The 18,451-nt window shown below is 58.3% G+C and carries 22 protein-coding genes and 1 pseudogene; 3 read left to right on the plus strand and 20 right to left on the minus strand.

All coding sequences use genetic code 11. The features are described from left to right. Positions 1 to 12: 12 nt before the first annotated feature. Positions 13 to 523, plus strand: a pseudogene (locus ACKZ62_RS15760) (GAF domain-containing protein). A gap of 32 nt (positions 524 to 555) precedes the next feature. On the opposite strand, the gene ACKZ62_RS15765 reads toward ACKZ62_RS15760, so the two are convergent. The 6 genes from ACKZ62_RS15765 to ACKZ62_RS15790 form a co-directional block, all read right to left on the minus strand. Continuing rightward, positions 556 to 1,074, minus strand: a complete 519-nt coding sequence (locus ACKZ62_RS15765; protein WP_421560648.1) for a lysis system i-spanin subunit Rz — start codon at positions 1,072 to 1,074, stop codon at positions 556 to 558. Then, complete coding sequence (locus tag ACKZ62_RS15770) at positions 1,074 to 1,499, minus strand: cell wall hydrolase (protein WP_421560647.1); 426 nt, start codon at positions 1,497 to 1,499, stop codon at positions 1,074 to 1,076. Before ACKZ62_RS15770 ends, ACKZ62_RS15765 begins: the two co-directional genes overlap by 1 nt. A 57-nt stretch (positions 1,500 to 1,556) precedes the next feature. Beyond that, positions 1,557 to 1,940, minus strand: coding sequence for a phage tail protein (locus ACKZ62_RS15775; RefSeq protein WP_421560706.1), 384 nt, complete (start codon positions 1,938 to 1,940; stop codon positions 1,557 to 1,559). Positions 1,941 to 1,942: 2 nt separating this feature from the next. Next, positions 1,943 to 2,677 (minus strand): hypothetical protein, encoded by a 735-nt coding sequence (locus tag ACKZ62_RS15780; protein WP_447095502.1) that lies wholly within the window; start codon positions 2,675 to 2,677, stop codon positions 1,943 to 1,945. Between the two features lie 66 nt (positions 2,678 to 2,743). Further along, positions 2,744 to 3,400 (minus strand): hypothetical protein, encoded by a 657-nt coding sequence (locus tag ACKZ62_RS15785; RefSeq protein ID WP_447095503.1) that lies wholly within the window; start codon positions 3,398 to 3,400, stop codon positions 2,744 to 2,746. Positions 3,401 to 3,734: 334 nt separating this feature from the next. After that, positions 3,735 to 7,193 (minus strand): TipJ family phage tail tip protein, encoded by a 3,459-nt coding sequence (locus tag ACKZ62_RS15790; protein WP_447095504.1) that lies wholly within the window; start codon positions 7,191 to 7,193, stop codon positions 3,735 to 3,737. Positions 7,194 to 7,347: 154 nt separating this feature from the next. Here ACKZ62_RS15790 and ACKZ62_RS15795 point away from each other — a divergent pair, with 154 nt between their 5' ends. Beyond that, positions 7,348 to 7,992 carry a hypothetical protein gene (locus ACKZ62_RS15795; protein WP_099601865.1) on the plus strand — a complete coding sequence of 215 codons (645 nt, stop codon included), beginning with the start codon at positions 7,348 to 7,350 and terminating at the stop codon, positions 7,990 to 7,992. A 111-nt stretch (positions 7,993 to 8,103) separates the two neighbouring features. Here ACKZ62_RS15795 and ACKZ62_RS15800 read toward each other — a convergent pair whose 3' ends face one another. The 13 genes from ACKZ62_RS15800 to ACKZ62_RS15860 form a co-directional block, all read right to left on the minus strand. Further along, positions 8,104 to 8,715 (minus strand): tail assembly protein, encoded by a 612-nt coding sequence (locus ACKZ62_RS15800; protein WP_447095505.1) that lies wholly within the window; start codon positions 8,713 to 8,715, stop codon positions 8,104 to 8,106. 61 nt (positions 8,716 to 8,776) lie between these two features. Then, on the minus strand, positions 8,777 to 9,127 hold the full coding sequence (locus tag ACKZ62_RS15805; RefSeq protein ID WP_447095506.1) for a hypothetical protein: 351 nt from the start codon (positions 9,125 to 9,127) through the stop codon (positions 8,777 to 8,779). A 32-nt stretch (positions 9,128 to 9,159) separates the two neighbouring features. After that, a complete protein-coding gene (locus ACKZ62_RS15810) occupies positions 9,160 to 9,915 on the minus strand; it encodes a C40 family peptidase (RefSeq protein WP_447095507.1) in 756 nt (251 codons plus the stop codon). Positions 9,916 to 9,917: 2 nt separating this feature from the next. After that, positions 9,918 to 10,670: a phage minor tail protein L gene (locus ACKZ62_RS15815; RefSeq protein WP_447095508.1), complete on the minus strand. Its 753-nt coding sequence runs from the start codon at positions 10,668 to 10,670 to the stop codon at positions 9,918 to 9,920. Positions 10,671 to 10,681: 11 nt separating this feature from the next. After that, the gene (locus tag ACKZ62_RS15820) at positions 10,682 to 11,020 is read right to left on the minus strand and encodes a phage tail protein (RefSeq protein WP_095184924.1); all 339 of its coding nucleotides are present in this window, start codon (positions 11,018 to 11,020) and stop codon (positions 10,682 to 10,684) included. Continuing rightward, the gene (locus ACKZ62_RS15825; protein WP_447095509.1) at positions 11,020 to 14,082 is read right to left on the minus strand and encodes a phage tail tape measure protein; all 3,063 of its coding nucleotides are present in this window, start codon (positions 14,080 to 14,082) and stop codon (positions 11,020 to 11,022) included. Before ACKZ62_RS15825 ends, ACKZ62_RS15820 begins: the two co-directional genes overlap by 1 nt. A gap of 27 nt (positions 14,083 to 14,109) precedes the next feature. Next, entirely contained in the window at positions 14,110 to 14,412 is a 303-nt protein-coding gene (locus tag ACKZ62_RS15830) for a DUF1799 domain-containing protein (protein WP_012724063.1), read from the minus strand. 17 nt (positions 14,413 to 14,429) lie between these two features. Then, positions 14,430 to 14,810 carry a phage tail assembly chaperone gene (locus ACKZ62_RS15835; protein WP_099601326.1) on the minus strand — a complete coding sequence of 127 codons (381 nt, stop codon included), beginning with the start codon at positions 14,808 to 14,810 and terminating at the stop codon, positions 14,430 to 14,432. 3 nt (positions 14,811 to 14,813) lie between these two features. Next, entirely contained in the window at positions 14,814 to 15,470 is a 657-nt protein-coding gene (locus ACKZ62_RS15840) for a phage tail protein (RefSeq protein WP_447095510.1), read from the minus strand. A gap of 73 nt (positions 15,471 to 15,543) precedes the next feature. Then, complete coding sequence (locus tag ACKZ62_RS15845) at positions 15,544 to 15,960, minus strand: phage tail terminator-like protein (protein WP_099602670.1); 417 nt, start codon at positions 15,958 to 15,960, stop codon at positions 15,544 to 15,546. After that, a complete protein-coding gene (locus ACKZ62_RS15850; protein WP_427584152.1) occupies positions 15,957 to 16,553 on the minus strand; it encodes a hypothetical protein in 597 nt (198 codons plus the stop codon). The genes ACKZ62_RS15845 and ACKZ62_RS15850 overlap by 4 nt, the downstream gene beginning before the upstream one ends. Positions 16,554 to 16,666: 113 nt before the next feature. Next, on the minus strand, positions 16,667 to 16,972 hold the full coding sequence (locus tag ACKZ62_RS15855; protein WP_427584153.1) for a hypothetical protein: 306 nt from the start codon (positions 16,970 to 16,972) through the stop codon (positions 16,667 to 16,669). Between the two features lie 112 nt (positions 16,973 to 17,084). After that, on the minus strand, positions 17,085 to 17,453 hold the full coding sequence (locus ACKZ62_RS15860) for a hypothetical protein (RefSeq protein ID WP_427584154.1): 369 nt from the start codon (positions 17,451 to 17,453) through the stop codon (positions 17,085 to 17,087). Between the two features lie 81 nt (positions 17,454 to 17,534). Here ACKZ62_RS15860 and ACKZ62_RS15865 point away from each other — a divergent pair, with 81 nt between their 5' ends. Then, positions 17,535 to 17,915, plus strand: a complete 381-nt coding sequence (locus ACKZ62_RS15865; RefSeq protein ID WP_427584155.1) for a hypothetical protein — start codon at positions 17,535 to 17,537, stop codon at positions 17,913 to 17,915. Here the strand turns inward: ACKZ62_RS15865 and ACKZ62_RS15870 are convergent. Next, complete coding sequence (locus ACKZ62_RS15870) at positions 17,912 to 18,415, minus strand: DnaT-like ssDNA-binding protein (RefSeq protein WP_427584156.1); 504 nt, start codon at positions 18,413 to 18,415, stop codon at positions 17,912 to 17,914. The two genes, ACKZ62_RS15865 and ACKZ62_RS15870, sit on opposite strands and share 4 nt — an antisense overlap. Positions 18,416 to 18,451 lie beyond the last annotated feature (36 nt).

The following is an 18,451-nucleotide window of genomic DNA, read 5'->3' on the forward strand; positions in this document are numbered from 1 at the left end:
CATAGGTGGAATATGGTTAGCCCTGAAGTCACCTTGCACTCTATGCTGAGTTTAGATGAACGATCAGCTTTAGCTGAAATTGAGGCGATCTCCAGCATTTTAAAACTCGTAACACGTCTTACGGGAATGCGATTTGCTGGGATCGCGAAGTTCACCGAAACAGACTGGGTGGTCTGCTCAGCTCACGACCCGTTGCATATGGGGATAGAGGCTGGTGACACGCTAGAGCTGGAAATCACGCTCTGCAGCGAGCTCAGGAGAGACCCTAAGGCACTATTTATGCCTAAAATCAGCGAAGACGGCAGATACTCCAGTCGTGCAGTGGTTAAACGGTATGCGATAGAAAGTTATGCTGGTGTTCCTATCTTCCTTCCCGATGGTAGGTTATATGGTGCTCTATGCGCCCTTAGATTCGCGCTCGATACTATTTGAAGACCCGGAGCTGGAAGAAACTTTAGCTTTATTTGCAACGTTGATAGGGTGCGTTTTTTTCACTAACCCGCTGCTGAATGAATCCGAATAACACGGCTTATCTGACATGCGAACTATTGAATTTCAATGAGATTGGTTTATAGCTCGGACGTAATCTTGGCATGCTCGTAATGCTATCAACCCATTATCACCTTCATCGGTTATGGCGATAATTCTTTGAGCATGCGCTGGGTCAAGTTGGGCTCGACGGGTTGCATGAACCACGCTGAAGGCGCCGGGGGCGGAAGGCACGTCGCAGCCACTGGCTGGATCCTCGAGGAGGACTGACAGCCGGACATCAGCAGTGGCAAGGCGATCGCGCAGAACAGCCTGGTTACGTCGGGCATCGGATAACTCCTTCGTGTGTTGTTGGTCCTGCGCGGCAAGTTGCTGCTCAGTGGCCAGGCGTTTGTCCTGCTGGGTTCTGGCCTGGGCGGCGGCGGCACTGCTGATCGCTGCCAGGTCATCCTTGTGCAAGCCGGCCTGCTCGGCGAGTTTCTTGCCCATTCGCCAGTCCTGGACCTGCCAGGTGACGCCGGCGGCGCTGGCCATCAGCACCAGGATCAGCAGCGCCAGCCCGGCCAAGTTCTGCACGGGCGTCATCACGGCACATCCTTGAAGAAGACGTGGTGCCCGAGGCGCAGCGTCTGCTTGGCCTTCGCCACCCAGGCAGGTGCCTTGGGCATCGTGGTTGCGTAGTAGTGCGTAGCGCCGCCAGTTGGATCCGGTACCGAGCCAGCTATAACTTGGTCAGCAGCGCGCTGGGCCTGGGCGAACTGCGCAGCAGGGATCGGTTTGGCGCCGCTGAGGTAGGCATAGTTCGGGTCGTTCTGGTTCCAACAGCTGAACTGCCATGGCTTCAGGCACACGCCCGCGTACCCCTCACCCCACCAAGACTTGTCCTTGCCGTCGAACACGCGGTTGCGGATGGTCCAGGCGACGGCGACTTGGCCGTCCGGGCCTTCGCCGCGGGCCTCGCCCCACAGCGTGCGCGCCAGGATGTCCCGGTCTTTTTCGGAAGTGGTCATACTTTTCTCCAGGCAATAAAAAACCCGCTCATGGCGGGCGTGGTGTTCAGGCAGGCTTTAGGTCTCAGCTTCTTCCGCCGGGGCTTGCTCGACGATATCGGTAGAAGCCTGAATTGGTGGCGGTGGTGACGGCGCCGCATCTGGGACAAGGATGTGCAGGGTTATCATGTGTTTCAGATCGTAAGGGGCGCCGTCCTTGGTCACTGTCACAGTTAGCAGCCCGTCGGCAAACTCGATTTCAACGTCTGCTCGTGAGTCTATCTGGTTGACCGTGTAGCCCCAGCCGTCGTCTACCGGAGGGAAGGGAACCATGCCGAGGCAGCCGACAATCTGATAAACACCCTTCGACAATCTCGCCGATGTCACAGCTGTATCGCCCTGGGTCACGAAATCATAGGTCGCGCCCGTTGCGCCAAGGATGTTGATTGCTGCTCTAGCCATGATCAGACCGCCTTAAGGGTGCCATCGGCGGCACGGGTAGTATTGGCTGTTGTGTAAACCTGGACCCACGGTTGCCAGGTATTGGCACGCTTTCTTCGGATCCATGTGCGGTCTGAGTCGTGACTGATAAGCATCATCGCCATAGTTGAGGGGTCGCCCCCCATAAAGGAGATGCCCTCGCCATAGTCCGCGCCACTGGGAATATTTGCTGTTGGTCCTGCCCCCCAAAAAAACATCCGCGCGGATGCAATCAGGTTCAAATCAGGTTCATATCCATTTGAAACGGCCCCGAGGCCACCATACCCGACAGTCATAACCCTTCCCGCCGTCGTATCAGTTTTGCTGGTAACGAGGTCTGCCGTCACTGCGTTGCCAAGAGCTGTGCGCCCTGTCCCCCCCTTATCCGCCGGCAAAATATCGTAGTTACCAGTCGTGCCAAGGGCTGCCAGTTTCGGGCCGAACTGGTTGTTCAGATTATTGAAGGCGTCCGACAGCATCTTGTCGTAGCCCTGCACCGGCATGATGGCGTAGGAGGCACCGCTGACTGTTGCGCCTCTGTAGGCGGGCAGAATCGAGATAACCGTTGCGCTCGCGACGTTGGCGACTTCATAGGTTGCGCCATCCGGGCCGACGAACGAATCTCCAACCCTGGAGGACGCAGCGAAATCTACGCCTGTGCCCGTAACTGTCGTGCTGCCATTCTGAACAGAGACTGTCCCAGCCCTTTGCCAAACCATAGTTTTCTCCAGGCAATAAAAAACCGCTCATGGCGGTTATTGATTTCAAAGTAAGTTGTGAAAAGCCTAAGAAACAGGCTTAGCGAAAACCACAGGGATGTATAGAGACGTTGTAAGGTCCACACCCACAGATTGAATTACAAGCCTGTCATTTTGATATTCCCAAACGGCATACATATTGCCCTGCCTAGACGTGCCGCCTGCAATATCCATCGCGATGTTGTTGAGCAACATATAATCACCAGACGCGAGACTAGATGCAGCAGTCCAACTTAATCGCGACGTTCCTTGCCCGGTTGAAGACGAGCCGAGATAGGTCCATCCGGTTATTGTTCTCGTGAACTGTGCACACGGCGTACCGCTGTCAAATAGAAGATTGGCTGCCCCATCCCAAATTCGGAATCCGAACTTTGCAGTTGGCTCTGACTTAAAGGCGGCGGCAAACCAATTTCCAGACGTGCCTTGCCCCACAATCCCCGAGAAAGAGAACCCAGTCCAAGCTCCGGCCGATCCCTGAACCACACAAAAGCAAAGCGCTACCGAAAGATTTGGCCTTACAAAAACCAAGGGAGGCTCGGCCGTTGTAATCGTTTTAGAGAAAGGTACGTAGACGCCAGAGCCGTTACCCGACCACGATCCTTTCTCAAGAACCACGAGCCTCGCAAACTCAGAATCAAGGGTGACTACGTTGCTGTTGTTTGTGAAAGTTACACCATAGGTCATTAGCGATACCTCATAACCAACAGCCTTTGAGGCGCAAGCCCAAGAGGACCGCTAGAGCGGGCTGGGTTCCCAAAATAAACAACTACACCATCATTCCCGACAACCGGAGTGTATTGAATTGCGTACGCACTCTGCCCCGAAGTATCGTAAGCGGCAACTGGAACACAGACAGCGGAATGTGTTGCCGCGGTAATGCCTGGAATGGATATATAGCGAGTTCGCCCAGGAGCCGGAACGCCAGCCTGAACAATCTCCGAGTAAACAACCCGCACAGTAAAGGAGTTTTCATCAAGCTCAAGGAGGCCGGTCGGCCCCCACACTCTTATCCCGTAACTCATGCGGAAAGGTCTCCCCACTGGTAGCGCTTGATCCCGTTCTCGTCGAAGACCTTACCGCCCGCGCTATTGATCACCTGCCGAGCCTGGCCACCAAAAGAACTGTTGATTTCAAAGGTCCCGTCGAAGAACAGTTTCCATCCAGAGAGCCCAGCCACGTAGTTGTTCGACTGGATGTAGTTCCCGATCTTTGCGTTGGTGATGGCGCCGTCCCGGATGAAGGCCGAGCGGATAAAGGTCTGTCCGCCCGTGACCGAGAAAGGCGAAACGGGCGTGCCGTTTTCCAGGTTCAAAAGCATGAACGTGTCGGCCCTGACCACGAATTGCGACGAGACTCCAGAAGGATCCACTTGCAGGCCCAGGCCAAACGATGTTGCGTATTTCTGGCCGCCGGCGGTGGTTTCCATCTTCACCGACCACAAGGTCTGCAACTGGCCGTTTGTGTTGGCCAGGGCCGTAGAGGTCTGCTGAATCGCCGCGGTGTTCTGCCCGACAGTGGCTTGCAACTGCGTAGTCTTGGTGGCTTCCGCCTCGATCGCAGAGGCCCTTACCTTTGCCTCTTCGACGATAGCGGTAGTACTCGCCCAGCCCTTCAATGCATCGGCCTTGGCGCCGCTTCCGCTGTTGTCGCGCGCCGAAGCCCGCAGCGCATTTGTGGCGCTGGCCTGAGCCGTGACGACGCCATCGAGCTTGGTGATGTTGGTCGTGTTGGTGGTGACCTGCTGAGCAAGGCCGTTGGCTGCTTCCACCGATTGCCCCACGTCCAGCCAGTACGTGGCGCTGGGCGGCGGGTTGTTGACCGGGACATCCACCTTCGCCTGGTAGATGCGATCCCCCTCCACCACCATCTGCCCTTTCAGGTAGATCTGCGTGGAGACATAGCCGCCAAGACCGTCCAGGCTGTCGATTTGATCCTGCAATCCGTCCAGCTCACTGAGCAAATCTTGGCCAAGCTCGGTCTTGGTGATCTTGCCGGTGAGCAGCTCAAGAATAGGACCGGCATCCGAGCTGGCCTGCCCCATCACGCCATCGCCCGCCGGATAGAACGGCCCCACATTGCCGGTGCGGTCCACCAAGCGCGCCCAGAAGAAGAACTGCGCGCCGGCCGCAAGTGACTGCATTCGATAATCGGGCTGCGGGTAGGTCAGGTCTGTCAGCTTTGTGGCGGCCGCCAGATCATTTGCAGGTCCATACCAAAACTCGGTTCGCTGGGTATCCTCCGCACCAGGTGGAAAGCCCACTTTCAGCCCAATGCCGAACAATTCGCTGGTGGTGCTCAGAAACGCCACCGCCGGCGGCAATCCGACCTTCCCTTCCAGGTTGGTAAGGTTGGAGCTTTTCCAGATCGACGATATTTCAAACGCGCTCACAGAGCGTACGCGGGCAATGTAGGCACCCGAGTAAATGCCGGTGACATCCACACTTGTCGCGCCAGTGCGCTGCAGCTTGATCCAGTTGCCGCTGTCCTTTCGCCACTCCACGTCATAGGCGACCGCGCCAGCCACTGCAGGCCACGAGATGTTCATGGTGCTGATCGCCAGGCCCTGGTCCACCGAGTAGTTCGACGTGATGGTGACGCTCGCCGGTGCTGGTACCACGGTGATCGGCACGACGCTGATGGGCCTTTCTTCCAGGCGCACACCGGTGTCGATGTGAGCAAACTTGCTCGGATCGTACTGGACGGCCGAGATTTCGAACACGCCAGGCTCTGGCCGGGCCACGCTGACCACACGGTACAGCGGGATTGCCAGGTCATCGGCGTCCAACGCCCAAACGAGTTCGCGCTCTGGCGGCACAGAGTAGGCAACAGTCACGGTGAGCTGTCGGCCACTTACCAGTTGCACGGTGCGGCCCTCACACTTGCCGTCTGGCAGGTTGAGGATCAGCCGGTCACCGGGTTTGGCCTGGGTGTCGCGGTCCAGGGTGATGACCTTGCCGTTCACCGCCGAGATGCGCCCGCCAACCGGCCGACCGGCCAGGAGTTCGTCAGCGATCGGGATCACGTAGCCAGGAAGCGGAATGCGTCCGTCGAGCCCTACCCTGAAGTTGACGGCCCGATCCTTGGAGTTGGTGAGCAGCGCCCACTTGCCCCGGCGCTGCGCCTCGGACTCACGAGTACAGCCGATGGCACTGATCTCCAGCGGATTGTCGCCATAGCGCCGCTGGAGCTTCTGGTCGGTCACAGCCGTGACATCAGTGTCGTAGTTGTTCAGCGGGTTGTCGTAGCTGATCAGCGCCCGGGTGTAGCGGGTGCGCTCCGACGCACTGGAGTACGTGAACTTGCCGTCGATCACGTTCGCCCGGGTGTAGGCGAAGTCGAAGTCGGTAGCGCGCGGCATATCCGCCAGCGTGAATACCTGGCCCTGGGCCCAGTAGGTCATGCCCCGGTAAATCGCCGAGATATCGCGCAGCAGCGACCAGGCGTCAGCCTTGCTCTGCAGGTTTAGGTTGCAGATGAAGCGAGGCTCCTGGCCGCCCTTCCCGTCCGGCACTAGCTGGTCGCAGTACTGCGAGATGCGGTATAGCTCCCACTTGTCCACCATCCAGGGCTTGATGCGGCGGCCAAGGCCGAAGCGGTCGGCCGTGGTGATGTCGTAGGTCATCCAAGCCGCGTTGTCGGTCCAGGCCTGCTTGAACGTGCCATCCCAGACGCCCGAGTAAGTACGCGACACCGGGTCATAGTTGCTCGGCACCTGCATCTTCTTCAGCTTGGTCTCGACGGTTACCGCCGGGATGCTGCGGAACTGTTCGGCTGAAAACTCGATGTAGAGCAGCGCGGTGTTCGGGTATCGAATCTTCGCGTCGATCACCTCGGTGAAGCCGGCGATCTGCATAGTGTCGGAAATTTTATTGTTGTTCTGGTTGACGGTCAGGCGCGTGATTTTCATCAGCCATCCAGTGGTCGCCTTTGGCAAATCGATACGGCGAGTGCGCTCGTAAAGGCTGGTGGTCTTGCCATCTACAGCCTCGCTTAGCACCTGCTGGTAGGCGCCGCCGTCGGTGGCCAGCTCAACTTTGTACTCGATCCGATAACCGTTGATGTTGCCGCTCGAATCCACAGACTGGAGCGCCGGCCAGGCGAAACGAACGCGCACGGCCGAAAGCTGGGTATTGGTGATGGCCCGAACCCATGGTGTGCCGCTACGCAGTTCGGTACTGATGGTGGTTTCGTTCTCGATTGAGGGAATGCCCTGGATATAGGTCTGGTCCACGGCTCCGGTGCGCCACTCCCACTTCACGTTCGGGAAGTTCATATTGCCTTGGGGGTCTTGCAGCGGCGTGTTGTCGAGGTAAATGTCCTTGGCCGTGGGCGTTCCTTCGAATTCACCCTCGCCCACCGCGATCAGAATTTTAGCGATGGCAACGGAGCGCAGGCTATCCGGGGCTTCTGTTGGCGTCTTTGGTTTCTCTTCGCCGCCCTTGGCGCCGTGGATATCAATCTTGCGTGCTGCGCCCATGCTTTTCTCCAGGCAATAAAAAACCGCCTCATGGGCGGCGTGGGTATTTGTACAGCGTGGATGGAATGCCAGTAACACCAGCGGACACTGAAGTAGTAGCGTTCTGCCTTTTTAGGACGCTCAGCTACATGGGCGCAATGACTTGGAGCGTCGCATGAAGTACCAAATTGGGCCGCAGCCGGAACTACTTCGAGAAATAGGCCAGATCATGGTCAACTACTCAGAATGCGAGCGCTCCATTCACGATATTTTTCGTGCAGTCATGTCGCTCGACAAAGGCCAGATGTATTTGCTTGTATCAAAGGCCAATCTGAATGCAGAAAAAATGGTTACCGTAATCAAATCTGAAATGCACCGAATCCGTCCGGCCACCCTGCACGACTCGCTCCTAGAGGGACTCGCTGACTTCACAAAATCAATTCCGAAGAGAAACGCTGTCGCCCACTGGCAGTGGGCGGTTACCAAGGGCGATGACGGGCTGGCTACAAACTCGCTGAAAGCTAAACCAGAACAACCTCCAGAAAGTCGCAATTACACACGGAAGGATCTTGAGCTGATCGCCTGGGAAATCGCTAGAGCCGCCATATTGCTTGCCAACGCCGCAATCTGTATGCGCTCTATCAATCGTCGCTCATTGGGTGGCACTGACTGGGGTGTGGATCGGTATGAATTTGATAGCGGCTATCTAGACCAAGCGGCTCAGTACGCCCTTGAAAGAAATCAAAGCTTTATCGCTAAGTTTGAGGCTGAGCACTTCGCAACCGAACAGCCTCCATCATCCGGTAAAGATCAGCGATAACTCTCTCATCGATGTAATAATTCAAATTGATCCGACATGAAGCTCGCAGGTAATCCAGGTGCTCCAGCGCAGCCTGGACCATTGGCTCATTAGGTTCGTTGATCGACATGCTCACATCTGATCCTCCGCATAAATGGCAGCACTGATAATCGCACCACCAACCCGGCGCTTGCCGTAGCAGAGCGGTACCGGGTTACCCGACGCCGTGGTGTTCTTGGCGCTGCCGAACGCATAGCCTGGGGTGTTCTCTGGCGCCGCGCTGGTCTTCAGGCCGCCGGCCTGGGGGCTGAGCATCTGGATAACGCCGCCCAGCACCATAGAACCGCCCATCATGATCAGCGCAGAACCGAATGGCGCACCTGCGCCGAAAGTGCCGCCGGTGATGACAAGACCGACAACAATCAGTACAGCACCGATAATGGTTTGCAGCGCCCCGCCGCGCTTACTGCCGGTGATGACCGGGGCAATACGAATATCGCCGCCGCCCGCAAATCCAAGCTCCTTTTCTGCCAGGTTCGTCTTTCCTCGGAATACGGCGAACTCAATCCCCCTTGATTTGGCGTTCGACAAAAATCGCTCGAAGCCGGGGATCTGCACGCACAGCGCCTTAATTGCCTCTGCCGGCGACTTCACTGCCATGCGGAAAGACCGGCCAAACTGTCGAAGCTGACCGTAAAGCATGATCGTAGTCATGGGCTGGTAATTGATGGCGAGTGCTGCCATTGAGTTTTCTCCAGACAATAAAAAAGCCCACCGAAGCGAGCCTTTGATGAAATGGTGCGGCCTATAGGCAGCCTTGCAGCGCGGTCAATCGCTTATTCGCAATCCAGTTGCCGACCACTACGTAATACTTCGCTTCGGACCCAGAACCCTTGGGCTGGATGTCAACGAAGTACTGAGATCCCTCGGTGAATACCGTGTATCCGGTGTCGCGGCCAGGCTGAAGGGTTGCGCCAGGCGTACCGCCGAAGATCGACTGGTTCTGCCATTCGTACTGAACGCATTTGGCCAGCGCGGCGTCGGTTTTTTTCGAGGTCAGCACCTTATACGGCCCCGCCTGGCGCGCCTCATTCATCGTCGGCGCCATGCACCCCGCTAGCATCGCCACCGCTACCGCCGCTATCAAAATCCGCATGATCGATCCTCGTCCTGAAAGTTGCGACTGTATCACCGAGCGTCACGATGACGAAGAATCAGGCGAGCGCGATCATGCCAAGGGCCGCCGAAGACGATAATTTCCGACGGCCTGCCGTACAGGTGGTGCAGCAGGAACGGGCCAGGGCCGAACGCGCCCGACTCCTCGCCAGGTAGCTCCGGATCAGTGCCTAGGTAGATCCCGGCATGGTTCGGGTGAACTGTCCGCCCGACGTGCATGACGATCATGTCGCCACGCTGTGGGCGGTCGACACGCACGAAACCGGCAGCCTCGTAGTTCGCCTCGTACAGGCTGGCGTTCTCCGCACTCTCCCACCAACCATCGGTGCGCTGGAATGCTTCGAACTCAAGGCCCCACTCACGTTGATACCAGTCAGCGCAGACCTGCCAACAGTCCCAGGCGCCGTGCACGAACGGCCGTTTGAGCAGCGGCGTGCTGCCCGTTGGCGTGATCGTGCGCATGTCGCCCTCGGGCCAGGATAGAATGTGCCAGGGCAGCGCCGTGGCCTCGCACATGGCCAAGTCATGCGGTGACGGCCTGCTGGTGGCGTCCGGGTGCGAGTGAACGATGCCGATCACCTCGCCAAGGTCTTCCGCCGCAGCGTAGTCCTCAGGATCAAGTCGAAACTCTTCGTTCGGCTCCGTGGCGATGTTCCGGCAAGGGAAGTACTTCTGCGCCAGCCCGATAGCCAGCAAAAGCCCGCAGCACTCTTTCGGATATTGGGCCGCCGCATGAGCCTGGATGGCGGCAATGATGTGCTTGCGCATGGTCAACTCCGGGCGATCAGGGACACGGCGGGGAATCCACCAAAGGAAAGTTCGTTGTTCTCGCCGAAGCGCAGCTTGCAGGACGACAGGCAGCCCTTGCACTGGTCCAGCGCAGGATCATCCGTGGGGTTGTCCTCGTCGTCGAACATCGCGGCGCCGGTATAACCACAATCCGGCCCCCGGTAACCGTTGGTCATTGCCCAATGGCACAGCGTCGTCATCTGCCGACCGGGCAGCCCGTGGTTGTCGATCTCGCCGGGGGAAGAAAGCTCCCAGACCACCGCTTCGCCGTCCTCGCTGGTTTTCTGGTCGATGTACCAGATCTCCAGCGCCTCCTGAGTCGGGTCAGCAGTTGGGTTACCGTCAGGGTAGTTCGCCGCGTCCAGGTACTGGGCCAACGTCTCACGGACCGTCAGCTTGAACTTGAGCATGTCTTCGAAGGCCAGGCAAAGCGCCGTGACGCGCCCGTTGACGTTGCCGGCAGCGAACGTGGGCCGAGAGGCGGTGCCGTCGCTGCTAGAAGAAATGCCTTCAATCTGAACAGGCCAGGCCGCGTATTCCTGGCCCTGCCAGATAATCGACTTGGCGGGCAGATCCTCTTCAGAGCCTTCGTAGGCAAGCAATTCCTCTGGCGTGTGCGGGATAGCGTGACCGTGGAAGCGCAGGTAATCGGCGCCGTATTCGGTACCGTCAATTTCGAACAGGCGAATCTCGCCGCCGGGCTCCAGTTTCTGGATGTCCGTGATCAGTGCCATGGGCTGTTATCTCAGGGGTGAAAGGTTTGTTGGAAGGTCGCGGTGATGGCGTAGACCTGGCCGCCACGGTGCACAGGCTTGTAGCCATTGCATTTGTACAGGCCAAGCTCACCCAGGGGCGGCTCCCAGAGGAAGCCCTTCGCCCCTTTGTGCCGGTCAAGGAACGCCATGATGTCCTTGATACGCCCCTTCAAACCGGTGAAGGTCACCGGCCAGGACTGCGACCGGTTGTTGAGGCCATCCTCGACCGACTGCTCGTAGCCATCGCCAAACTTCTTGGAGCGAACGCGCTGGGCTATATCACCCTCTGCGCCCTTCTCCGTCGCCCAAGTGAAACGTTCGATAGCCATCAGCGCCCCTTGATTGCTTTGTTGATGACGCCACCCTGGCCCATGTCTTTGTTGCGCATCTGTTGGTATTTCTGCTCAACGAACGCGGCCAGCTCCTTGCCGAACAGGTCATAGCCGGGAGCATCAGCCGAGGACGAGGCGTTACCCTCGCCATCGATGTGCACCTCGACATTGATCTGCGTTGAGCCGGATCCACCGCCGCCCATGGACATGACCCCAAGCTTGCCGCTCGACGTCCGGGTCAGGGGCATGATTGCCTCTTGCCCTGCCTCACCCATAACGCCGGTCTTGCCGTTGGCCATGCCAAACGCCGTGGGCTTACTTACGACTGAGTTGGTGAACGCGCCGCCGTCGGCGAACATCTGCACACCGCCCGACCATGCGCCGCCCAAAGCCTGGGGAAAGTAAGTGCTGGAGTAGCCAGCCGAGGACGCGCCGAGGTTCGACGATGTAGCACCGGCGGAACCAGCCGCCATACCATTCCCACCACCGGCCGCGCTGCCGCCGAGGTAGCTCGCCGCCGCACCAACCAGGCTACCCAGCAGTGCCGAGCTGGCCTGGCGGGTAGCGATACGCGCCATGTCGGCCAGGATCGATTTGGCGAAGTCCGAGAACGACGCCTTTCCGGTCATGGCAAAGTTGACGATTGAATCCTCCATGGAGCTGAAGGCATTGCCGAACAGGCTTTTGGTCTGGCCTGCAATGTTCTGCGCCGAGTCCAGGTAGTTGTCCCATGCTGCAGTCGCACCCTTCGTCCAATCGCCCTGCGCATTCTCCACATCCGCATAGTTCTGCCGGATCTGGTCCGTCGCGGCCTTATTCGCATCTGCGAGCGCCTGAGACTTCCGCTTGAACTCCTCTTCCGACATGTTGCGCGACGGATCAGACTTCTGGTTGGCAAGCTCCAGCGACTGCTGAGCAAAACGGTCCTGCTGGCTGTTCAGTTCGCCGCTGAGCGCGTTCTGGCGGTCGCCCTGCCCTACGCCGAGAACTGCGCGCTGACCTGCAAGCTCCAAGGCTCTCTGTTGCTGCCCCAGCGCCTGCACGTAGGAGGTGATCGCCCGCTCCTGCTTGGCGAGTCGCCCGGTCTCGTTGGTCGCCAGAACCTCAAGCTGGCTATCGGCATCCTTCTGCGCCTTGACCATCCCTGAGCGAGCGTCGGCGATCTTCTGGTCCAGCTGGATGCTTTGCGCTGCCGAATTAGTCTTCTTGCCCTTGGCAGCCTCCAGTGCGGCAATCTCAGCCTCGTAGGCCGCCGTGGTTTGGTCGAGCTGATTGCCGATCAGCGCCTGGCGCCGCAGCAGATAGTCTTCCTCGGACAGCAGGCCGGCCTTTTGAGCCGCTTCCAGTTCCTTCTGGTAGTTTTTGTAGGTGTCGGTGATGGCGGCCAGCTCGTTCTTGGCGTCGTTGAAGCTGGTCAGGTCGACTTGCGTGCTGGAAGCTTTGGGATCCTTAAACTTGGCGTTGATGTTGGAGATGTTTTTATCGACAACGTCCTGCTGGAGACGGGGATCATTTGGCGCAACTTTCCGGATATCCGCGAGTTGCTGCTTATAGTCCTCAATCTCCTTTGTCCGCTTTTGCTCATTGGTCAACGACGACTTGGTCAGCGCATCAACCTTCGTCATTGCCGTGACTGCCGCTCCTTGGGCTTTGGCCTGCTCGCCCTCCCACTTGGCAATGTCCGCTTGAGCTGCCTTTTCGTCCTCCAGCATGTTCAGGCGGTTTTGCCTGAACTCAATCAATGCATCCTTGGACTTTTGGCTTTGGAACAGGCCATCCATGCCCTGAGCTTCAGCCAGGCCAGCGCGAGCATTCTCGATGTCTGAGTTGATGTCTCGGCGGCCGGCGTTTTTCAGACCGTCCGCTGCTTGGGCGACAGCGTTGTATGCCTTCTCCCAGAAACTCAGGTTTTCCAGAATCTTCGGAGTGCGCTCGTTGATCGCGTCGGCGTAGGATTCGGTGGCCAGCTTCACGGCGCCAGCATGGTCGCCCTGCTCTTCCAGCGCGGCAATCTGCGAGTAAACCGAGGCTGTCAGGTAGTGGTACTGCTCGTTCAGTGCTGCTGAGGCCTTCACAGGGTCATCAGCCAGCTTCACGAACTCGGCCACCGTATCGCTGACCGCCTTGCCCGTGGTTTCCTGCATCGACACTGCGGCCTGAGTGATACCGGTGAAGCTCTCGCTGGCGATCTTGCCGTTGTCCGCCAGCATCGCCAAGACCGCCGCTGCCTGTCCTGTAGTGCCCACGGTTGCGCTGACCTGCCGCGCCATGTCGCCCAGTTGACCGGCGCTGACACCGGCGTAGTTACCGGTGAGGATCAGTGACTTGTTGTAGCTGTCCTGTTCTTCGCTGCCTTTGTAGTAAGCGTATGCAAGACCGCCAACAGCAGCCGTTGCCAGCGCCAACGGCCCTAAAATTGCGAGCAGACCAGCAGCGCCCGCCCCAGCACCAGCGCCCAACTGAGCCACGGCACGCACGCCGCTACCCCAGTCACCAGAGGAAAGCGCATTGCCCAACTGCACCACGTTCTCCTGCGCCTGACGGGTGCCAAGACGCAGTTTGTCGAAACCGGTGGTGGTCTTTTCGAGCTTGGTGTAGTCCTTGTCGATCTTACCCAGGGCGCTGTTGTACTGGTCCTGGCTGATTCGCCCGGCATCTAGGTGTTTGCCCAGTTGCTCGACCTGCGCGTCCAGCTTGGACAGTGCAGCCCGAGCCGGGTCAATGGCACCCAGCAGGCTGTTCAGGGCCTTCTGTTCATCCAGGGCGGACTTGGCCAGGGCGATCTGCTGCTTGTCCAACTGAGCGGAGATCTTCGCCGCCTCAGCCTCGCCATAGGCGCCGGTCTTGGTCAGCTTGGCGAGAGCATCACGCTGCTTTGCCAGGTCCTGGGTGGTTTTGGCACTGGTGGAAAGCGATTTCTCCAGCGCCTGCATTTCGTTCATCAGCGAAACAGCGGACTGCTCGGCACGGCCGCCGGCCTTCGCCATTTCGTCCAGGCTCGTCTTAGCCTGGATTGCATCGGCCGAGTCGATTTTGACGCCGAGCTCTGCAATATTCATCGACTCACCTTGAATAAGTGCCCGTGGTTACGGGCTGTTTTCCCTTTCCTCCGCCATGACGCGCAGGGCTTCGCCTTCCAGCACCTGAAGGTCAGGGAAGATTTCAGCGAGTTTCTTTTTCTTGATGCCGAGGAACCCGGCTACATCGCGGATGCAGCTGTAGTCGAGACCGATCGCGCCGCCGGCGCCTGCTCGCCACTGGGTGGACATGCGGTTGAAAAGAAGGAATGCCGGCCAGTTGCATGGCCAGACCTCCACTTCTTCAACCAAGTCACCAGGGGCAAGGCCGAACATCCCGATAATCGCGTCGGGCACGCTCGGCGAGTACATGGCGCGGGCGGCGTCGGTCAGTTTCCCAGGCGGGCCTGGCTATACGCGCCTTCATAGGCCTTGACGACGGCCTCTGCAGCGCCCTGGCATGACTTCACGAATGCGACGATGTTGTCGTCGTTGTATTCGTCATCGAAGCCCCAGCCGACTACCAGGTCTTTGATTTGCTGTGTTTGCTGCTCGGTGTCCACGGCGACCACTTCCGACCAAGAAGGCTTCTCGCCCAGCGCGGCCCGCGCCTTGTTCCGCGCCTCGTTCCACTCATCGAACAGAGCGGCAAGCTCGGTACGATCCCGGTACTTGAAAGTGAACTCGACCTTCTCGGGTTCGCTGCCGACGATCGGGATCAGCACCGGCGCATTGAACGTAGCGCTTTGCGCAATACGAATTTTGGCCATGGGTTACACCGCCGCAGTCAGGTAGCGGGTCGGCTCGGCCTGCAACGCCAAGCTGACGGTACGGGTCAGCAGGTTGTTGCGGGATACCGCTGGCTGCTTGGAGAACGACGTGTAGGTGCCGTACAGCAGGGTGTCGTTACCGGGCAGGTTCAGCCGCGCTGCTTCGATCTGCTTGCCGGCGTCCGCCTTCAACAGCACCCCGTTGAAAGCCTGGGCCGAGTCATCGGCGATGGTGAGCACCATACTTGCCGCTGATTTGTCGGTGGGGATCTGCTTGCCCTGGTCATCTTCGAGGAAAACCACGTCGAGGTAGTTTTGCTCTCCGCCGGAGAAGGCCACGTCCGAGATCTGCGGGATCTGCACCCAGGTCAGCACCTTGCGCATAGTACCTGCGCCGCCTGCCGCCGGGAAAACCTGAGTATCGGTGGTGTCGATACCTTCCAGGGTGATAGCCGTGGCGGTGGCCGCCTTCACGCGCACCACTTTGCTATCCAGTTTGCTCCAGCCGGAAGTGAGCAAAACGATATCGCCAGCAGCAATGGTGCCGCCGACAACAGTAGCCACCGCCTCGCTCGCATTGCTGATGGCAGCGAACGCCAGTGCCGCGCCGTAGGTTGCGGCGTGCTGGAAGGTGCCGCCGTTCGGGAGTTTGTAGCCCATGGGGTATTTCCTCTTTGCAGATGTGAAAAAACCCGCTCAATGGCGGGTCTCTGGGTTTGCCCAATGGGCGGGATCAGTTGGTGTCGGCTCGGTACAAGAACGAGACCGGGACGGTGTAGGTCGAAGCGCCAGTGATGCCTGGCCCTTGGTCAACTGGCGACATTGTCACCACGGTAACCGCGCCCTTCGTGTCCCGCGCGTAGAGAGGGAACAGGTCGGTCAGTTCTGATGCGATTGGATTAGTCTTGGCCTTGCCGGTGCCGACCGGCGCGATAATGCTCACTTGGAATACTCCGGTGAACAGCCGGTGATCGCCCCCGAGCGTGTTGCTCGCAGTGTCGCCCGGGATCGTGAAAGCCCGCAGATACGTCTCGCCCGCCGCCGGCGTGTAGGCCGTGTTCTCGAAGACGATCTTCAGCTTCTCCGACCTGACAGCGTTCCAGGCGATGAGCTTTGCCTCGCAGATCGAGGCGATGATTGCGTGACTCATACCTGGTTGTTCCTGATGGCCTCAAGCACGATCTGCTGAAAGCGAGCCACTGTTACCCGGACCATGCCGCCGGGGGCCTGGGTGGAATGGCCGAACTCCAGCGGGATCGCGTAGGGCAAGTTGTTGATGATGTAGGCCATCTGGCCGGCGGTGAAGTCGCTCATTGCGGCCACCAGTGCTGCGGTGGTTTCTGCGCCGCTCGGGTCGACCTCGTCGAAGGTGACACTCTCGACAACGCCCAGCGAGATGTGCCAGTTCGCGCGGAACCGGCCGCCGACGTAGCCCTCTGGCGCCTTGAGGTCCATACCGTCGTTGAGCTTGCGGCCCTTCTTCAGCCGCCCGCCCTTCGTAAGGTTCACCGGGTCGCTGCGCAGCGCGCTGTTGTGGTCGTCGACAGCCTTGTTGAACTGCGTCGCCACAGCATTCTGCGCCCAGATCTCCGGGTTACCCACGGGAGACATGCGAATCAGGCTGCTGCCGACCTCGATGATGATCTCTCGCACACTGGCATCAATGGCTTCACCCGTCTGAGCGGCAAACTCGGCCAGGCTCAGGGCGAAACTGCCGGATTGATTCGCGTATCGAGTAGACACAATCAGCTCCTTGTAAACCAAGCATAAAAAAACCCACTCAACGGTGGGTTTAGTAACGACGAATAATTGGTCGGCGCGTACGAACGCAAATCAGGCAATTACGCGCCTCCAGCTCAGTACTCCTTAAGTGCTTTGTCGGCCTCAATATCCTGATCAGCACAGGCTTTGACCATGGCAAATCCGTATTGGCGCATTTGCTTCATGCAACGCGCCACAGTTTTCTTGTACTCGTCTGGAATTTGCTTGATTTCAGCCACTGCGCTTAGGTCCTGATCAACGCAAGCCTTCACCATCGCTGATCCGTAACTCCCCATCTGAACCTTGCATCGATCAATGATCTCTTTTTTTACATCGGTGTCCGCAAAAGCTGGAGTTGAGAAAAAAGCAGCCATGCCAACCAAACTGATAATGCCGCGCATATCCATATACTTTGCTCACAGCTAGAAGATTAAGGCACAACGCTATTACGACCTCAATTTTTTGTCCACTCATACGATAGCTTCAATTACGGAGCAGGCCTCAACTCCTGAATCATGACCGCACCTGCAGTTCATACACGATTGGCGTGCCGGCGGGGTTCACTCCTTTCAGCGGCGGAACGATAGCCCAGGTGCGGCCCTGGACAACGACCTTGTCCAGCAAGTCAGGCACCCAGGCCAAACCCTGCGCAGCGATTTTGAGCTTTTTGTCGCCCTGCTTGATGAGGCTGTTGTTTTGGAATTCTTGGCCGGTGAAGTCGACCAGGATGCCTTGCGCGACTTGCTCTACGGGCACGCCAGGAGCTTCGCCGCCCGTCTCCGGGTCGTACTCGCCCGGCTCCGTCTTGCTGATGGTCACTGCCTGGCCGAACTCTGTGATCATCTCCAGAGCCATCACGGCCATTTCGTCGTAGAAGGCCATGGTGGCTCCAGATGCATATGCGTTATTGGGCGGTTACTATCGACCGCTCAGCAAACCGCCGGAAAAGAAAAGGAAATCAAGATGACCACTGAAAATCAGCACGCAGTCGAAGTCATTGCCAGGATGCGCAGTCTGTGTTCTCAGGCCAATGACTTAATGGCATTGCACGCAGGTAAAACCAGATTCAATCGACTGGAGAAAGATGAGCTTCAGCAGGGGTTTCGGTCTCTCAAGGAGGAACTGAAGCGGTACGCAAAAACTGGAACGATCGATGGAAAAAAGCGCGATCGCACTGAGCTTGAAGAATTTTATTTTGAGCCCGCAGTAAGCACTGCTGCAGCTAATATCCTGGTAAGCGTGAATGCTGACCCAGCTTCACAGGCATGGTTCTCATGTGTCTACGGAATTCAAACGGACGTCGGCCATCTACTTTCTCAACTGTCAGAACAATTTCCAAACTAGGCCCGGACTGCGAACAGCCCACGCTTTTGTAGGTAGTCGGCAAACTGCGTTGCGCTCGGCCGGTCAGGTGCCGCCGGTAGCAGGCGGTTACTGGTGGAATGGATTGCTGCATACTGCCGCGTTACAGCACCCTCAACACGATCAAGCAAGACGGCGCCTTTGCGCTTCTCCACCGGGTCGATATCGTCCTGATGGATTTCGGTGGCCAGGGCCATCTGCCCGTACTGGATGCGTGCCGGCAGGTAGTTGTTCGGCTTGATCTCCTGATCCAGTAACACTTCCCGTCGCGGCCAGGACAAGCCCTGCTCGCTATTGGTCTTGCGCCCTTTCCAAGTCATGCCATCCATCGCCAAGGCGGCCCGGCGCAGCAACGCTTCTTGCTCGGGAATGCCAGCGGGGATGACCGTGCCGAACTTTACGGCATACATGGCCAGATCCTCGGCGCTCGCGTAGCTTTCGGCGTCAGGCTTGCCGGTGCCGTCCTCGATGATGAGTGTCATGCGTTAACTCGCTGGAATGGTTTGAAGATTAGCCGC

It is taken from the genome of Pseudomonas sivasensis, assembly GCF_052938085.1.

Excerpts from the sequence above, each read along its gene's own strand:
- ACKZ62_RS15835 (WP_099601326.1), bottom strand. The coding sequence starts at position 14,810 with ATGGCCAAAATTCGTATTGCGCAAAGCGCTACGTTCAATGCGCCGGTG.
- ACKZ62_RS15825 (WP_447095509.1), bottom strand. The coding sequence starts at position 14,082 with ATGAATATTGCAGAGCTCGGCGTCAAAATCGACTCGGCCGATGCAATC.
- ACKZ62_RS15820 (WP_095184924.1), bottom strand. The coding sequence starts at position 11,020 with ATGGCTATCGAACGTTTCACTTGGGCGACGGAGAAGGGCGCAGAGGGT.
- ACKZ62_RS15830 (WP_012724063.1), bottom strand. The coding sequence starts at position 14,412 with ATGTACTCGCCGAGCGTGCCCGACGCGATTATCGGGATGTTCGGCCTT.
- ACKZ62_RS15870 (WP_427584156.1), bottom strand. The coding sequence starts at position 18,415 with ATGACACTCATCATCGAGGACGGCACCGGCAAGCCTGACGCCGAAAGC.
- ACKZ62_RS15785 (WP_447095503.1), bottom strand. The coding sequence starts at position 3,400 with ATGACCTATGGTGTAACTTTCACAAACAACAGCAACGTAGTCACCCTT.
- ACKZ62_RS15860 (WP_427584154.1), bottom strand. The coding sequence starts at position 17,453 with ATGGCCTTCTACGACGAAATGGCCGTGATGGCTCTGGAGATGATCACA.
- ACKZ62_RS15840 (WP_447095510.1), bottom strand. The coding sequence starts at position 15,470 with ATGGGCTACAAACTCCCGAACGGCGGCACCTTCCAGCACGCCGCAACC.
- ACKZ62_RS15800 (WP_447095505.1), bottom strand. The coding sequence starts at position 8,715 with ATGGCAGCACTCGCCATCAATTACCAGCCCATGACTACGATCATGCTT.
- ACKZ62_RS15855 (WP_427584153.1), bottom strand. The coding sequence starts at position 16,972 with ATGCGCGGCATTATCAGTTTGGTTGGCATGGCTGCTTTTTTCTCAACT.
- ACKZ62_RS15845 (WP_099602670.1), bottom strand. The coding sequence starts at position 15,960 with ATGAGTCACGCAATCATCGCCTCGATCTGCGAGGCAAAGCTCATCGCC.
- ACKZ62_RS15780 (WP_447095502.1), bottom strand. The coding sequence starts at position 2,677 with ATGGTTTGGCAAAGGGCTGGGACAGTCTCTGTTCAGAATGGCAGCACG.
- ACKZ62_RS15790 (WP_447095504.1), bottom strand. The coding sequence starts at position 7,193 with ATGGGCGCAGCACGCAAGATTGATATCCACGGCGCCAAGGGCGGCGAA.
- ACKZ62_RS15765 (WP_421560648.1), bottom strand. The coding sequence starts at position 1,074 with ATGACGCCCGTGCAGAACTTGGCCGGGCTGGCGCTGCTGATCCTGGTG.
- ACKZ62_RS15775 (WP_421560706.1), bottom strand. The coding sequence starts at position 1,940 with ATGGCTAGAGCAGCAATCAACATCCTTGGCGCAACGGGCGCGACCTAT.
- ACKZ62_RS15795 (WP_099601865.1), top strand. The coding sequence starts at position 7,348 with ATGAAGTACCAAATTGGGCCGCAGCCGGAACTACTTCGAGAAATAGGC.
- ACKZ62_RS15815 (WP_447095508.1), bottom strand. The coding sequence starts at position 10,670 with ATGGCACTGATCACGGACATCCAGAAACTGGAGCCCGGCGGCGAGATT.
- ACKZ62_RS15805 (WP_447095506.1), bottom strand. The coding sequence starts at position 9,127 with ATGCGGATTTTGATAGCGGCGGTAGCGGTGGCGATGCTAGCGGGGTGC.
- ACKZ62_RS15810 (WP_447095507.1), bottom strand. The coding sequence starts at position 9,915 with ATGCGCAAGCACATCATTGCCGCCATCCAGGCTCATGCGGCGGCCCAA.
- ACKZ62_RS15770 (WP_421560647.1), bottom strand. The coding sequence starts at position 1,499 with ATGACCACTTCCGAAAAAGACCGGGACATCCTGGCGCGCACGCTGTGG.
- ACKZ62_RS15865 (WP_427584155.1), top strand. The coding sequence starts at position 17,535 with ATGACCACTGAAAATCAGCACGCAGTCGAAGTCATTGCCAGGATGCGC.